At 44.3% G+C, this 16,769-nt stretch carries 14 protein-coding genes; 13 read left to right on the forward strand and 1 reads right to left on the reverse strand.

Annotated features, from left to right (window positions below):
* Positions 1-29: 29 nt before the first annotated feature.
* From HCG69_RS03050 to HCG69_RS03085, 8 genes are all read left to right on the forward strand, one after another.
* Complete coding sequence (locus HCG69_RS03050) at positions 30-755, forward strand: tyrosine-protein phosphatase (RefSeq protein WP_221648795.1); 726 nt, start codon at positions 30-32, stop codon at positions 753-755.
* A 227-nt stretch (positions 756-982) separates the two neighbouring features.
* On the forward strand, positions 983-3,880 hold the full coding sequence (locus HCG69_RS03055; protein ID WP_221648796.1) for a xanthan lyase: 2,898 nt from the start codon (positions 983-985) through the stop codon (positions 3,878-3,880).
* Positions 3,881-4,067: 187 nt separating this feature from the next.
* Positions 4,068-4,385, forward strand: coding sequence for a hypothetical protein (locus HCG69_RS03060; RefSeq protein WP_007484951.1), 318 nt, complete (start codon positions 4,068-4,070; stop codon positions 4,383-4,385).
* Complete coding sequence (locus HCG69_RS03065; protein WP_221648797.1) at positions 4,382-4,600, forward strand: sulfurtransferase TusA family protein; 219 nt, start codon at positions 4,382-4,384, stop codon at positions 4,598-4,600. Before HCG69_RS03060 ends, HCG69_RS03065 begins: the two co-directional genes overlap by 4 nt.
* A gap of 116 nt (positions 4,601-4,716) precedes the next feature.
* On the forward strand, positions 4,717-5,061 hold the full coding sequence (locus tag HCG69_RS03070; protein WP_007484949.1) for a hypothetical protein: 345 nt from the start codon (positions 4,717-4,719) through the stop codon (positions 5,059-5,061).
* 4 nt (positions 5,062-5,065) lie between these two features.
* Positions 5,066-5,548: a DUF456 domain-containing protein gene (locus HCG69_RS03075; RefSeq protein ID WP_221648798.1), complete on the forward strand. Its 483-nt coding sequence runs from the start codon at positions 5,066-5,068 to the stop codon at positions 5,546-5,548.
* Positions 5,549-5,558: 10 nt separating this feature from the next.
* Entirely contained in the window at positions 5,559-6,632 is a 1,074-nt protein-coding gene (locus HCG69_RS03080) for a hypothetical protein (protein ID WP_221648799.1), read from the forward strand.
* Positions 6,633-6,666: 34 nt separating this feature from the next.
* Positions 6,667-8,487, forward strand: coding sequence for a YgiQ family radical SAM protein (locus HCG69_RS03085; protein ID WP_221648800.1), 1,821 nt, complete (start codon positions 6,667-6,669; stop codon positions 8,485-8,487).
* A 125-nt stretch (positions 8,488-8,612) separates the two neighbouring features.
* On the opposite strand, the gene mfd is transcribed toward HCG69_RS03085, so the two are convergent.
* Positions 8,613-11,990: a transcription-repair coupling factor gene (gene mfd, locus HCG69_RS03090; RefSeq protein ID WP_221648801.1), complete on the reverse strand. Its 3,378-nt coding sequence runs from the start codon at positions 11,988-11,990 to the stop codon at positions 8,613-8,615.
* Between the two features lie 196 nt (positions 11,991-12,186).
* Between mfd and HCG69_RS03095 the strand changes: the two genes are divergently transcribed.
* From HCG69_RS03095 to HCG69_RS03115, 5 genes are all read left to right on the forward strand, one after another.
* Positions 12,187-12,948, forward strand: coding sequence for a polyprenol monophosphomannose synthase (locus tag HCG69_RS03095; RefSeq protein ID WP_221648802.1), 762 nt, complete (start codon positions 12,187-12,189; stop codon positions 12,946-12,948).
* A 41-nt stretch (positions 12,949-12,989) separates the two neighbouring features.
* On the forward strand, positions 12,990-14,333 hold the full coding sequence (locus tag HCG69_RS03100) for a dihydroorotase (RefSeq protein WP_221648803.1): 1,344 nt from the start codon (positions 12,990-12,992) through the stop codon (positions 14,331-14,333).
* A 110-nt stretch (positions 14,334-14,443) separates the two neighbouring features.
* Positions 14,444-15,340, forward strand: coding sequence for a vitamin B12 dependent-methionine synthase activation domain-containing protein (locus HCG69_RS03105; RefSeq protein ID WP_221648804.1), 897 nt, complete (start codon positions 14,444-14,446; stop codon positions 15,338-15,340).
* A 240-nt stretch (positions 15,341-15,580) separates the two neighbouring features.
* Positions 15,581-16,093 (forward strand): RNA polymerase sigma factor, encoded by a 513-nt coding sequence (locus HCG69_RS03110; protein ID WP_002561746.1) that lies wholly within the window; start codon positions 15,581-15,583, stop codon positions 16,091-16,093.
* Between the two features lie 3 nt (positions 16,094-16,096).
* Positions 16,097-16,681 (forward strand): hypothetical protein, encoded by a 585-nt coding sequence (locus HCG69_RS03115; protein WP_007484939.1) that lies wholly within the window; start codon positions 16,097-16,099, stop codon positions 16,679-16,681.
* Positions 16,682-16,769 lie beyond the last annotated feature (88 nt).

Genomic DNA, 16,769 nt, shown 5'->3' on the forward strand with positions numbered 1-16,769 from the left:
TTTTGTTTACAAATAAAAGACAAATTAATATGAAGAAAGAAGAGACTCATTACCGGCTCCTTCCAATGGCAGGAGCTTATAACATGCGCGACCTTGGAGGTTATCGCACCATTTATGGCAAACATGTGAAATGGAAAACTTTTCTGCGTTCAGACGACATGAACAAACTGACATCCACAGACCTGGATTATCTCACTCTATTACCACTACGAACCGTGATCGATTTCAGAGGCGAAGCCGAAAAGGAAGCAGCAGCCGATCATTTGCCACAGACTGTGTCCAAGCATATCCCATTGCCCATCGAAGCCGGCAATATGAGTGATATTGCACATTTTGACAAAAACAACCTGAGTGCTGTCATGGAGGAAGTGTACGCATTCATCGTTCGCCATATGCAGGATACATACAAAGAATTTTTCCGCATCCTGACAGAGAAAGCCAATACCCCACTCCTCTTCCACTGTTCTGCCGGGAAAGACCGGACAGGCATTGCAGCCGCATTGCTGCTTTCGGCTTTAGGAGTGGAACGCGATACAATAATAGAAGACTATATGCTGTCAGCTCAGCATATCCAGGCCAAATATGATTTTATCACAAAAGATCATCCGGAACTAAAACCGCTGACTACCGTGAGAAAAGAGTATCTGGAAACGGCTTTCCGTGTGATAGATAAAGAATTCGGAGGAATAGAAAGTTATCTGATAAACAACCTTGAAGCAGATATAGAGAAACTGCGTAATTTATATACAGAATAACGAAAATTACTCTACTTTTGCAGGCTAAGATTTTCACCACAGAGAACACAGAGCTTTATTATCCGAATAAAACGCAGATTAACGCGAATGAACGCAGATTAGAGTACTGATATTCTTTCTTTTATATTTGTATTTTGCAAAAATCTGCGTTAATTTGCGTTTCAATCAGATAAATAATACTCCGTGTTCTCTGCGCCCTCTGTGGTAAACCGTAATAATTGAAGTTTATGAGAAAGCTATACTTATTCCTGCTGTTACTTATTGCAGGAACCAATTTACTCTTTGCGCAAGCCATCGAAAAAACAGTAGAAGATCGGCTGAATGAATTCTTCAACAGCTACACCTCTGCCTCTGCTAAAATAAAACAGCCCACATTACAAAGTGTAGAAATTGACTTTGACCGAAAGCAACTCACAATACAGGCTTCAGAAAGTTTTGCTTATCAGCCCTTTCTACCCGAAACAGTTGAGTCTATTTATAATCAGGTAGAAAATATTCTCCCTGGCCCGGTACGTTTTTTCGATGTTACGATATACGCCGATGGCAGACCCATAGAAGACCTTATCCCCAATGCCTACCGCAAAAAGAAAAAGGACAAAACCCGGCTTTCATTGAATACTGACTATAAGGGAGCACCCTGGGTGACAAATACATCGCGCCCATACGAAATATCCCGTGGACTGCAAAACCGACACATCGCTCTCTGGCAGAGTCATGGACAGTATTTCAAGAATGAAAAAGGCGAATGGAGCTGGCAACGTCCCCGGCTGTTTTGTACAACAGAAGACCTGTTTACGCAATCGTTTATCCTGCCCTATGTTATCCCGATGTTGGAGAACGCAGGTGCCAACGTTTTCACTCCACGCGAACGGGATACGCAGAAGAACGAAGTAATTGTTGATAACGACACGAAAAACGGTTCTATCTATCTGGAAATGAAAAGCCGCAAGGCCCGTTGGGAAACAGTAGGTGGAAAAGGATTTGCATCTAAAAAACGTATCTATAAAGATGGAGAGAATCCTTTTCTGGACGGCACAGCACGCTATGCCCGTACAGAAAAGAAAAAGAACAAAGCCTTTGCAGAATGGATTCCGACCATCCCACAAACAGGTAACTATGCGGTATATGTATCCTATCAGACACTACCTAACAGCGTAAGTGATGCCAAATACATTGTGTTTCATAAAGGAGGAGCTACCGAATTTAGTGTAAACCAGCAGATAGGCGGAGGTACCTGGGTATATCTGGGGACTTTTGAGTTCGACAAAGGCAATAATGATTATGGCATGGTGGTACTCAGCAATGAGAGCAAAGAGAATGGCGTCGTGTGTGCGGATGCAGTACGTTTTGGAGGAGGTATAGGAAATATCTCACGAGGCGGAACCGTCAGCGGACTTCCGCGCTATCTGGAGGGAGCACGTTATTCTGCTCAATGGGCAGGTATGCCGTATGAAATATATGGTGGACGAAAAGGAGAAAATGATTATGCCGACGATATCAATGCACGCTCCAATACACTCAATTATCTATCCGGCGGTTCAGTGTTCAACCCCAAAGAAAAGGGATTGGGAGTACCGTTGGAAATGACCTTAGCCCTGCACAGTGATGCCGGATATAGTAAAACAGACGAAATAATCGGCTCATTAGGCATATATACCACCGATTTCAATAACGGCTTGCTGAACACTGGCATGGACCGCTATGCCTCGCGTGATCTGGCAGATATCTTATTGACACAGTTGCAACGGGACATCCGCACTACCTACAATATCCCCTGGACCCGGCGTAGCATGTGGAATCGCAATTACAGCGAAACACGCTTGCCGTCTGTACCCTCTACGATCATAGAACTACTATCACACCAGAATTTTGCAGATATGCAACTGGGGCACGACCCTAACTTCAAGTTCACCGTAGGACGTGCTATTTACAAAGGTGTACTCCGCTTTGTGAGCAGCCAACACGGAAAGGAATATGTTGTACAACCGCTTCCTGTAAGCAACTTCGCCCTTCAGTTCGGTAAGAAAAAAAATACCCTCGAACTCTCCTGGCAAGGAGAAAACGATCCGCTGGAACCAACCGCCACTCCACGTGAATATGTAGTATATACCCGCATCGGCTATGGCGGCTTCGATAATGGTGTACTGGTGAACCACCCTTCCTATACCCTAAAAATAGAGCCGGGCCTTGTGTATTCATTCAAAGTCACAGCAGTCAACCGCGGTGGCGAAAGTTTCCCCTCAGAGATATTATCGGCCTATAAAGCAAAAGATGAAAAAGGGAAAATACTTATCATCAATGGTTTCGACCGTCTGAGCGGGCCGGCTATCATCAACACACCTACCAGTGCAGGGTTTGATCTGGAAGAAGATCCGGGCGTACCCTATTTATATAACATCTCCCTGAGTGGGGCACAAATCGGATTCGACCGGAAACAAGCCGGCAAGGAAGGGAAAGGCAGTCTGGGGCATAGTGGCAACGAACTGGAAGGAATGAAAATCATTGGAAACACATTTGACTATCCATTTATTCATGGTAAAGCAATTCAAGCAGCAGGACACTATAGTTTTGTATCATGTAGTGATGAGGCTGTAGAAAACGGACGGGTACAACTGGAAGAATATCCCATTGTGGACTATATCCTGGGACTGGAAAAAGAAGATCCCGTCAACCGCGCATATTACAAAACATTCTCCTCGCCTATGCAACGGATCATTACGGCTTACTGCCAATCGGGAGGTAACATTCTCGTCAGCGGCTCTTATCCTGGAAGTGATATGAATACTTCGCAAGGTAACCGGGAGTTCACACAAAAAGTTCTGAAATATGGCTATCAAAGTTCACTGCGCAACAGCCTGTCCGGACAGATCAACGGACTGGGACGTACTATTTCCATTCCCCGCCTACCCAATGAAAACAGGTATGCGGTGACTGCACCGGATTGTATAGTCCCCGTAGCACCTGCCTTTTCCGTATTCACATATAGTCCGGATAACCAAAGTGCAGGTATTGCCTACAAAGGAAATTACCGCACATTTGTTATGGGTTTCCCCTTCGAAAGCATTGAATCGGACAAAGACCGGGCAATGGTTATGGCAGCAATACTTAACTTTTTTAGTGAATAGTGAATAGTGATTAGCGATAAGTGATTAGCAGGCTGCGCCATCATGCCGCATGGCACTAATCACTTATCACTTATCATTAATCACTATTCACTAATCACTTTTTTAATTAATTTCCCCCCTATTTGTTCAATCTCTCGCGAAAAGTTCTATCTTTGTCCCTATCATTAACCTCTAAAATAAAAACATTATGTATACCATACAAGCAAATCCCAGCGGCACACGCAGCATGGAAGTTTCCGAAGAAAACCTGAAAACCATTGAAAAATATGCCCTCTTCCGTCACCTGATTGACAGTAATGGTATTGTAGACGAAGCTGTTCTTGATAAACTCAAACTCAACGTCCGTTCGCTTATCGCCAGCCAGGAAGAAGACAGTAAAGACCTGCTTGACCTCTGCATAGACGTGATCTATCACAATAACATGAAAGCATTCGGCCTGCAACAGCTTATCAAACTATACCTTACCTGGCTTAACTCCCAAGAAGCAGAAGAGGAAGAATCATGATTACCGCCGACACTCGTGGAACGACTGCTTACAGTCCGTTAATCCCGGCCATAAAAGCCATATGTAGCGCCCAACCCGGCGAGACAGTGAAGATTATTATGGATAATGCTGACGCATTTCAAGACTTAAAAGAATACTTATCGGAACAAGGCATCGGTTTTCGCGAAATCTACGGTAGCGAACAAATGACTTTGCAGTTTACAAAACTGGAATGAAGGAAATTCACCACAGAGGGCACAGAGTTTCACAGAGTTCTTTTTTTTTATTAGAAATCAGCTAAATAGTACTCTGTGTTACTCTGTGGTGAAACATATTCCAAACCGCATTAAATATGAGTGAAGTACAACAAAAATTAAAAGAGTTACCGGGATCAGCCACCCGGAAAATCAACAGTATATATGGTAGCATAGACAAGTTTTATGCTACCGTTTATCTTATTGCCCGCAATGAGCACCAGTGCCAAATGATGGCTGTGCCGGCTGCCGACCAACGAATGAAAACCATTCGTGCCTATCAGGGTCTCATACGTTTCATGCTCGACGAACTTGGTCTCGACGGAAAAGACATTATGGATGCCATAGCCAGTGACTATCTGGAAGATTTCGTAAACTACCGCGAACAAAGCTTCGGCATGACAAATGAAGAGTTCATCTCTATTATCAAACGAATCGGTTAACCGGATGGATATTCTCCTCATTATCATAGGAAGCATCTGCCTGTTGGCAGGACTGATAGGGTGCATCGTCCCGATGCTTCCAGGTCCGCCCATCGCCTATATGGCTTTGGTATTGCTTCACTTCACCGACAAAGTACAATTCACAATAACTCAGCTTTTCTTGTGGCTGCTGCTTGTCGTAGCTATTCAGGTGCTCGATTATTTTATCCCGATGTTCGGGGTGAAACGGTTTGGTGGCACCAGTTGGGGTAACTGGGGTTGTATTATCGGTACTTTCGCAGGACTTTTCCTGTTTCCTCCCTGGGGTGTTATCATCGGTCCGTTTGCCGGAGCATTTATAGGAGAGTTATTAGGAGGGAAAGAGACACATCACGCCCTCAAAGCCGGATTCGGAGCTTTTGTGGGATTCTTAATGGGTACTGTACTGAAAGTTACCATATGTGGTTGGTTCATTTTTTGCTTTATCAATGCATTAATTCAATCTTAACGATCTATCTATGAAACACACGAAATCACTGACTTGTCTATTAACTTTGTTCTCCTTCATTACATCCCTTACCATAAAAGCGCAGGATGATAGAGAGTGGCATACTATTCAGATAGAGAAATTAGGAATTAGTGCCTCTTTTTACCAACAACCCACAGCCACTACTAAATTAGACGGTGAGGAAAAGAACTATCGTTTTGAAAATATAGTAGAGGAAGAAGAACATCCCAATAAATCTTACCTCATCAGTATCTGGGAAACAACAAACCCATCTGATTCTGGATATGCAGAAAAGAAAGAGATGCAACTTATCACCCAGAAGCTGTATGGAAGCAATCTGGAACTCATGGACAAGAATATTTTTCCCAAAGGGGGAGTTCCTATTACACAATATACTTTGAAAAATATCAATGGAGAATACATTCTTTTCTTTATTGGATATAGCAAGAACAAGGTATATACCTCAGAGATACATTGTAAAAAAGACCAGGAATTCAACTACGAATGCCTAAAGTTTATTCAGAGTTTTTATATCGACAACTATATCAAAGAGATACAGAAAATCAGTCTTGATAGTTTAAGTTGTAGCATCCTTTTTCCTTATCCACCCGAAGTATATAAAATAGATAATCCGGAACCCGAAATGATATATGCAATAGAAGCATATGCCCCAACTCCCCAAAAAGAAAAAGAGGTAACTATCTGGATTGGCGAAGAGGAAGAAACCATCAAGATGTATCAATATGAAGACTCAGTGAGTTATTATAAACTATCAGAGGCACTTCTTTCAGAAACCATTCCGGAAACGATGTCAGCCGAAACGGTGAATTTATTATTGCAGCATTTCGTTCACTCGATGGTAAGTACTTCTAACGGGAAGTTAATAAAGAAAGAAGAAATCCAAAGAGGCAATCTACAAGGAATAGCCATTACGGTACAAAGTGGTAATACAACCGAGACCCTTCTTTATCACATGTTTTTAAAAAATCGCAAGATATATATTCTGATGGCCGCACTGCAACGTGGAGTAAGAACGAACTACCCTGCCGTCACCCGATTTATGGAATCCTTTCACATAAAATAAATGTGCAGTTATAAATTATCCGTATCTTTGCAGCATGAAAGAATACCGACTTACCGACTGGCTACCCACTACCAAGAAAGAAGTAGAACTGCGCGGATGGGATGAACTCGATGTCATCCTGTTCAGTGGAGATGCCTATGTAGACCACCCCTCCTTCGGGCCGGCTGTGATTGGCCGCATTCTCGAAGCACAGGGATTGCGGGTAGCCATTATCCCCCAACCTAACTGGCGCGATGATCTGCGCGACTTTAAGAAGCTGGGACGCCCCCGTCTGTTCTTTGGCATTTCGGCAGGATGTATGGATTCTATGGTAAACAAATATACTGCCAATAAACGCCTTCGCAGTGAAGATGCCTATACTCCGGACGGACGCCCGGATATGCGTCCCGAATACCCTTCGATTGTATACAGCCAGATACTGAAAAAGCTATACCCGGATGTTCCCGTTGTACTGGGTGGCATCGAAGCAAGCTTGCGCCGGTTGAGTCATTATGACTATTGGCAGGATAAAATACAGAAAAGTATCCTGTGTGACAGTGGTGCCGACCTGCTCATCTATGGCATGGGAGAGAAGCCTATTGCCGACCTTTGCAAACGACTGCAAACCACCCATGAGATGCCGACCGACCTACTGCAAACAGCTTATTTACGAAACAATACGGAAGACGTAACCCGTGCGGAAGATGATATCGAACTTTACTCGCACGAAGAATGCCTGAAAGACAAGAAAAAGCAGGCCGCTAACTTCCGCCACATCGAAGAGGAGTCGAATAAATATGCCGCTGCGCGTATCCTGCAAGTTGTAGGAAAACAGGTTGTAGTAGTCAATCCGCCCTATCCGCCCATGACGCAGGAGGAACTGGACCACTCGTTCAACCTACCCTATACCCGCCTGCCGCATCCCAAGTATAAAGGAAAGCGTATCCCCGCCTATGATATGATTAAGTTCTCGGTAAACATCCACCGGGGATGCTTCGGAGGTTGTGCCTTTTGCACCATTTCGGCACACCAGGGCAAATTCATCGTAAGCCGCAGCAAGGATTCCATTCTCAAAGAAGTAAAAGAGGTGATGCAATTGCCGGACTTCAAAGGCTATCTTAGTGATTTGGGAGGTCCTTCGGCCAATATGTATAAGATGGGAGGAAAAGACGAAACAGTCTGCCGGAAGTGTAAACGCCCGTCATGTATCCATCCCAAAATATGTCCGAATCTGAATACAGACCACCGTCCCCTGCTTGATATCTATCATGCAGTAGATGCACTGCCGGGCATTAAGAAATCATTTATCGGTAGCGGGGTACGCTATGACCTGCTACTGCATCAAAGTAAAGACCCTGCAGTAAATCGCAGTACCAATGAATATACCCGCGAACTGATCGAGAAGCATGTTAGCGGACGACTGAAAGTTGCACCGGAACATACCAGCGACCGCGTTCTCAATATTATGCGCAAGCCCTCGTTCAGCCAGTTCGGAGAGTTTAAAAAGATATTCGACCGCATCAACACCGAGAAAAACCTGCGACAGCAACTCATTCCTTACTTCATCTCCAGCCATCCGGGCTGCAAGGAAGAGGACATGGCTGAATTGGCCATCATCACCAAACGACTGGACTTTCATCTGGAGCAAGTACAGGACTTCACCCCTACCCCGATGACCGTTGCAACAGAAGCATGGTATACCGGATTCCACCCCTATACACTGGAACCGATATTCAGTGCCAAAACACAACGAGAGAAACTGGCACAACGCCAGTTCTTCTTCTGGTACAAACCGGAAGAACGCCGGAATATCATCAACGAATTGCGGCGCATCGGACGCCAGGACCTGATAGACAAACTGTACGGAAAGAGATAGAATACAGTATCATACTATGCTGCTTGCAGTACACGCCTTGCCTGCATGGAGAGTACGCCTTGCCTACAAACAGGTAAGGCGTACTCTGCAAACAGACTCTACAAGGCACACAGAAACGGGTAGGTTTATTCTTCCTGTTTCACCGGTAAAGCCACCATTTCCTGCAATATACTCACGGCAGTCTCTACATTCGGGATATCTTTTATTACCATCGAACGGCGTCCGTTCTGTTCGCGCAAATCGCAACGGCGGGTGTACTTCATCATATAATCTATCACCTTACCAAAAGCCTGGCTCTGATAGAACGGGCTGTCCGGATTGGATACGAAAAACAACGTCATACGTCCTGCTTTAAGGAATACCTTTTCCGCTCCCAGACGGGCTGCAAGGCGACGAAGCGGAACGATACGAAGCAGTTCCTCCGTCTCGGAAGGCACAGGGCCAAAACGGTCTTCAAGCCGCGAACGAAAAGCCTCCACATCTTTGTCCAGAGTCAAACCGTCCAACTCGCGATACAGCAACATGCGTTCACTACTTCCTGTGACATAATTGGCAGGTAACAACAATTCAAGATCGCTCTCCACCTGGCACTCATCCACAAACTGCTCGCCACTGACAGCTCCTTCACCTTTTATCTCGTTGGCATACAACTCGGCAAACTCGTCTGTCTTCAACTCATACACGGCCTCTGAAAGGATTTTCTGATACGTCTCATATCCTAAGTCGGCAATGAAACCACTTTGCTCCGCCCCCAGCATATTTCCTGCACCACGGATATCAAGATCCTGCATGGCAATGTGGATGCCGCTCCCCAGATCGGAGAAATTTTCGATAGCCTGCAATCGTCTCCTCCCCTCAGGAGTAAGTGACGAAAGCGGAGGGGCAAGCAGGTAACAGAATGCCTTCTTGTTGCTACGTCCCACGCGCCCGCGCATCTGGTGAAGATCACTCAAACCAAAATTCTGCGCCTGGTTTATGATGATGGTATTGGCATTAGGGATGTCAATTCCACTCTCGATAATCGTAGTGGCAAGCAACACATCATAGTCATAATTTACAAAGTCGAGGATAATCTGCTCCAGATCGGCAGGCTCCATTTGCCCGTGTCCGATAGCGATGCGGCAATCCGGAATATGCCGTTGTATCATAGCTTTCAGTTCCGGCAGATTCGCTATACGGTTGTTTACAAAGAATACCTGCCCGTTGCGGCTCATTTCGAAATTAATAGCATCGGTTATGATCTCTTCATTAAAAGTATGCAGTTCCGTTTGTATAGGATAACGGTTGGGCGGCGGGGTAGATATCACGCTCAGATCACGTGCTCCCATCAGCGAAAACTGGAGCGTGCGCGGGATAGGCGTTGCCGTCATAGTCAGCGTATCTACGTTCACTTTCAGTTGGCGTAGTTTCTCCTTTACAGATACACCAAACTTCTGCTCTTCGTCAATAATCAGCAGACCGAGATCTTTGAAATGCACATCCTTACCCAGGATACGGTGCGTACCGATAAGGATACCCACTTCTCCTTCTTTAAGTCCTTTAAGTACCGCTTTTGTTTGTGCGGCAGTACGGGCACGGCTCAGATACTCCACTTTACAGGGGAGTCCTTTCAGTCGTTCGCGAAAGGTTTGAAAGTGCTGATAAGCCAACACGGTAGTAGGTACCAGTACTGCCACCTGTTTATTATCGGCCACTGCCTTAAAGGCGGCGCGGATAGCCACTTCTGTCTTTCCAAAACCCACATCCCCACAAACAAGACGATCCATCGGGCGATCACGTTCCATATCTGCCTTCACCTCGGCAGTAGCCTTACTCTGGTCGGGCGTATCTTCATAAATAAAAGAAGCCTCCAACTCACGCTGCAGAAAGCTATCGGGACTATAGGCAAATCCCTTTTCCTCACGGCGCTTTGAATAAAGCAGAATCAAATCGCGGGCAATATCTTTAATCTTGGTTTTAGTACGTTCCTTTAGTTTCTCCCAAGCACCCGTACCCAGTTTATTCAAGCGGGGAGCTTCTCCCTCTTTACCTTTGTACTTCGATACTTTGTGCAACGAATGGATAGACACAAAAACCACATCCTCGTTCTGATACACCAATTTCATGACTTCCTGAGTGGTATCACCGTTAGGGATACGTACCAATCCTGAAAAACGCCCCACCCCGTGATCGGTATGCACCACATAGTCACCGGGGGTAAACTGGTTAAGTTCTTTCAGCGAAAGAGCTACTTTTCCCGAACGGGCTTTATCACTTTTAAGGTTGTATTTATGAAAACGGTCGAACAACTGATGATCTGTAAAGATACACAGACGCAGGGCATCATCGGCAAACCCTTCGTGCAAAGTACGCTCTACTGCAATAAAAGGTATCTCGTCACCTCTATCTTCAAAAATAGCCCGTATGCGTTCAGTCTGTTTCCTGCTGTCACTACAGATATAAAGCGAATACCCCTTCTCACGATATTCTCTGAAAGAAGCGGCTACCAGATCGAAGTTCTTATGAAAAATAGGTTGTGCCGTTGTCTCAAACTCAATCGTAGCATCCGGTGTTCCGGTGGGCCTGTTGCCAAACTCCATCCTTCGGAAATCAAGAGCGCGAACGGTAAATTCGGCACCATCAATTAATTTCCCTTCAAGCTTAATCCCCCCATTCTCTTCGGCTTCCTGCACTGCAAGTGCCTGCGGAGTCAATGCCTCATCATGAACAGTCTGAATACGTTCGCGCAACCAAAGAAAATCACGCATGGCCAATATCGTATCTTTCGGAATAAAATCAAGGAATGAAGAAGACATTGCCCCTGCCAGCGCCAGATCAGGAACGATAACAATGCTATTTTTCTTCTCACGCGACAGCTGTGTATCGACCTCAAATGTGCGGATACTCTCTACTTCGTCTCCGAAGAAATCGACACGATAGGGATACTCCGACGCAAAAGAAAAAACGTCAATGATACTACCACGTACAGCATATTGTCCCGGTTCATAGACATAATCTACATATTCGAAACCGTAGCTATGCAACACCTCCGTGATAAAACCGGAGTCAACATGCTCACCTACATTCAGCTTAAGAGTTTTGTCGTCCAGTTCTTCCTGCGAAACAACTTTCTCCGCCAATGCATCGGGATAGGTAACAATGCACAAGCCCCTTTCTCCTTTCTGCAAACGGCTGAGCACCTCGGTACGGAGTATCTCATTGGCTGCATCCTTCTGACCATACTTGATGGCACGACGAAAAGAAGAAGGGAAAAAAAGCACTTGCTCCCCTCCCAACACCTGTATCAGGTCATGATAAAAATAACCGGCTTCCTCCAGATCGCCCAGAATAAACACAAAAGGAGACGGACTTTTCTGTATCAACGCTGATGAAAAAAGCGAAGCAGAAGAAGCGCACAATCCTCCACAAAAAATATGATTTACAGAAACGTCTTTCAGCAATTGACACATAACAGTCACGTTGGGATGAAAGGCGTATTGTTGTTGCAGTTCGGTGATAGTCATTGTTCCTGTTTTTAACTCGCCAAAAGAGCCAAAGAGTCCCACTGAGTTTTAAGAAAAAAATAGAACCCTTGTAAGATAATTGTGCTCTCCGTGGTGAAAATCCTCGCAAAAGTACTAAATTATCCTTAGTTTTGATACACTATTTTCGGTAAGTAACGGAAAAGCGTTACATTTGTCTGCAAATACAGATACGATTATGCACACACCATCGGACAGCATTGTTATCATACCAACCTACAACGAGCGGGAAAATATAGAGAATATTATCCGTGCTGTTTTCGGGCTGGAAAAAGAGTTTCATATTCTCATCATCGAAGACGGCTCGCCGGATGGAACAGCCGCCATCGTGAAAAAATTGCAAGAGGAGTTCCCCGAACGTCTGTTCATGGTGGAGCGCAAAGGTAAACTCGGATTGGGGACTGCTTATATTGCAGGTTTTAAATGGGCACTTGCCCGCCATTATGAATATATCTTCGAGATGGATGCCGACTTTAGTCACAATCCGCAAGATCTGCCCCGCTTGTACAAAGCCTGTGCAGAAGAAGGAGGCGATGTGGCAATCGGTTCGCGTTATGTCAGTGGAGTAAATGTAGTAAACTGGCCTATGGGACGTGTTCTTATGTCGTATTTCGCATCCAAATATGTCCGGTTCATAACCGGAATACCGGTACACGATACCACTGCCGGGTTCAAATGTTACCGACGTTGTGTACTCCAAACCATAGACCTGGACAATATCCGGTTTAAAGGATACGCCTTTCAGATAGAAATGAAGTTTACGGCTTATAAATGCGGATTCAAAATAATCGAAGTCCCTGTCATCTTTATCAACCGGGAACTGGGTACCTCCAAAATGAACGGTAGTATTTTTGGCGAAGCTGTATTTGGAGTAATCAAGCTGAAACTAAACAGTTGGTTTCATAAGTATCCCCAAAAAGTGGGAAACAATAAACAGTGAACGACTAAGTCTAATGGGTAATTTAAAATTGTAGATTTCAGATGAAAAGAACACTTATAAAGAATGCAATCATTGTAAACGAAGGGCTTCAAGTACCTGGTTCGGTGATTATAGAAGGAGAAAAGATAGCGGAAATATTGGTTGAGAATCAGGAATCTGCCGTTCCTTGTGACGAAATAATCGATGCAACAGGATGCTATCTACTGCCCGGAGTTATCGACGGTCATGTTCATTTCCGTGATCCGGGATTAACTCACAAAGCAGATATCACCACCGAAAGCCGGGCAGCAGCCGCCGGCGGAGTAACATCTATCATGGATATGCCCAATACCAGTCCGCAAACAACAACGCTGGATGCCCTGAACGCCAAGCTCGACCATCTGGCTGAAAAGTGTTCTGTAAACTACTCCTGTTATTTTGGCGCTACCAACAACAACTATCCTCTGCTCGAACAACTGGATAAGCACCGTGTATGCGGTGTCAAGCTATTCATGGGTTCGAGTACCGGCAATATGCTGGTGGACAAGATGGCCAGTCTGCTGAATATATTCAACGGAACCGATCTGCTGATTGCCACCCACTGTGAAGATCAATCTATCATCAAAGACAACACAGTCAAATATCTGGAAAAATACGGAGTAGATGGCGATGTACCGTTAAAGTATCATCCCAATATCCGTTCGTCGGAAGCCTGTTATCAGTCTTCCGAGCTTGCTGTTCGTCTGGCGCGTATAGCCGATGCCCGTCTGCATATACTGCACATCTCTACTTCCAAAGAGTTGCAACTGTTCGAGAATATTCCATTATCAGAAAAACGAATCACGGCCGAAGCATGCGTTGCCCATCTGCTTTTTGCTTCCAGTGACTATCAGGAACTGGGCACACGTATCAAGTGCAATCCTGCTATCAAAAAGAAAGAGCGAAATGCGCTGCGCGATGCTGTAAACTCCGGACTTATTGATTCAATTGCCACTGACCACGCTCCTCATCTGATCTCCGATAAAGAAGGAGGTGCCTTAAAAGCAGCATCCGGTATGCCTATGATACAATTCTCCCTTGTAAGTATGTTAGAACTGGTAGATGAAGGCATATTTACCCTTGAAAAGGTAGTAGAAAAAATGTGCCATGCCCCTGCCGAAATATACGAGATACATAATCGTGGCTACATACGGACAGGCAATCAGGCCGACCTGGTACTCGTTCGCCCCAATAGCGAATGGACTGTAAATAAAGAGTGTATTCTTAGCAAATGCCAATGGAGTCCGTTAGAGGGACATACTTTCCGCTGGAAGGTTGAAAAAACTTTTGCCAACGGACATTTGTTATATTCCGATGGAACGGTAGACGAAAATTATCGTGGACAGGAATTGAGATTTAGAAATTAGTGATAAACGGTTAGTGATTAGTGATTAGTAGCTGCGCTGTGATCCGCATGGTACTAATCACTTATCACTACTCACTAATCACTATTCACCGACCATTTATTATTAAAAACTTGTCAACAATAGTATCATATAAAATTCACGAAGTCAGTCCCTATATCAATTGGATCTACTTCTTTCATGCATGGGGCTTTCAACCCCGTTTTGCTGCGATAGCCGATATACATGGGTGCGATGTTTGCCGTGCTTCCTGGCTAACATCATTTCCGGAAGAAGAACGCCCCAAGGCTTCGGAAGCTATGCAACTCCTCAAAGAAGCCAATCGGATGCTGAACTTACTGGACGAAGATTTTGAAGTAAAAACAATCTTTAAGCTCTGCCAGGCAAATTCACAGGATGACAATCTGATACTGGACGGCATTACTTTTCCCCTGCTTCGCCAGCAAGCTAAAAAACGCGAAGGAGGTCCATTCCTTTGCCTGAGTGACTTTGTCCGCCCCTTGTCATCTGGCATAACCGACACTGTGGGTGCTTTTGCCTCCACAATCGATGCAGATATGGAAGGGCTTTATGAAAAAGATCCATATAAACACCTCCTTGTACAAACCCTCTCCGACCGCCTTGCAGAAGCTGCAACAGAAAAGATGCACGAATATGTGCGCAAAGAAGTCTGGGGATATGCCAAAGAAGAGAATCTGACTATCCCCGAATTGCTCGTAGAAAAGTATCAAGGCATTCGCCCGGCTGTAGGCTACCCTTCCCTCCCCGATCAGTCAATAAACTTTCTGCTCAACGAGCTTTTAGATATGAGGCAGATCGGTATATCACTTACAGAAAACGGGGCCATGTATCCGCATGCCTCTGTCTGTGGTTTGATGTTTGCACATCCTGCTTCCGAATACTTCTCTGTCGGCAAAATCGGAGAAGACCAGTTACTGAATTACGCAACTCGCCGGGGAAAATCAGTAGAAGAAATGCGAAAGTTCCTGGCAGCAAATTTACAGGATTAGTTGAATAAGGCTGATAATCAAGCCATAAGAAAGTACGTACTTTGATACTACAAAAGTACGTATTTAACGCACTGTTAATATGCATTTTAAGTCACTGTTAAAATACTAAGTTTGCCATCAAAATATAAAAGGCATATATTCTAACATTCATAAAAATACTTCCTATCTTTGCACATCTCGCTGTGATTTTTCTTATCCCCCAACGACTAACAATCTAAAAAGCAATCGAGAAAAAAGCCAATGGATTCAAAAGCCACGCAAGTCAACGAAAGTGTAGAACAGGAATTCCTATCGGTCATCCGGGAGTATGAACGGGTTATATATAAGGTGTGTTACCTTTATACTACTCCCAATGCTACGCTCAATGATCTCTACCAGGATGTGGTACTCAATCTTTGGAGAGCTTATCCAAAATTTCGGAGAGAATGCAAAATATCAACCTGGATATACCGCATTGCACTAAATACTTGTATCAGCTTTATCCGCAAAGAAAAAAACGTACCGGAGTTTGTAACGCTGAGCCGCGAAGCCGACTGGATGACCGAAGACAATGACCCACTCCAGGAAATGCTAAGGCAATTGTACCGGATGATAAACCAACTGGGGCAACTCGATAAATCTATCATTCTGCTTTATCTCGAAGAAAAAAGCTATGAAGAAATGGCCGAAATCACTGGGCTTACCGTGACAAATGTGGCAACCAAACTGAGCCGAATTAAAGACAAACTTAAAAAAATGAAGAAGGAGGAATAATAGATGGAACTGGATGAACTTAAGAAATCATGGAATGCACTGGACGAACATCTGAAAGATAAGAAGCTGGTCAAAGATGAAGAAATATCCCAGCTCATTAATCATGCGACGAAAAACATCAACGAAATGAGTCGACTTAACAAAAGACTACGTATCATTTCACTGACAATTATCGCACTACTCCTGTTTACGTTCATATACGATGGCGTATTTCCGGATATTTATTATCAGATTATCCTGATAGCATTGGTACCAGCTTTGGGATGGGACTTGTTTAGCTCCCGTTATTTGAGTAATACCTCAATAGATGAATTACCACTTGTGACCGTTATATCCCGTTTCAACCGCATTCACCGATGGGTGATTCGTGAACGGATGATAGGGATAGGCTTCATTTTATTTATGGCTGTATTCTTTTTCTTCTATCGGGAGGTGTGGCAACACGGTACCGGAATGATCATTTTCTTTTTCATTATATGGACCGTATGCATCATTATCCCGCTTTGGATATATCGTAAAAATCTGAACCGGCTTCGCGAGATAAAGAAAAATCTCGGAGAGTTAAAAGAACTGAAAGATAATAATTAACTTAAACCATACTCTCTCTATTTTCTCTAACAAAGTAAAGTCTTCTCTGTTTATTAAAACGGAGGAGACTTTCGTATCAAAAACAATA

This window comes from Bacteroides sp. K03 (assembly GCF_019734355.1).
GTDB classification, from domain to species: Bacteria; Bacteroidota; Bacteroidia; order Bacteroidales; family Bacteroidaceae; genus Bacteroides; species Bacteroides nordii.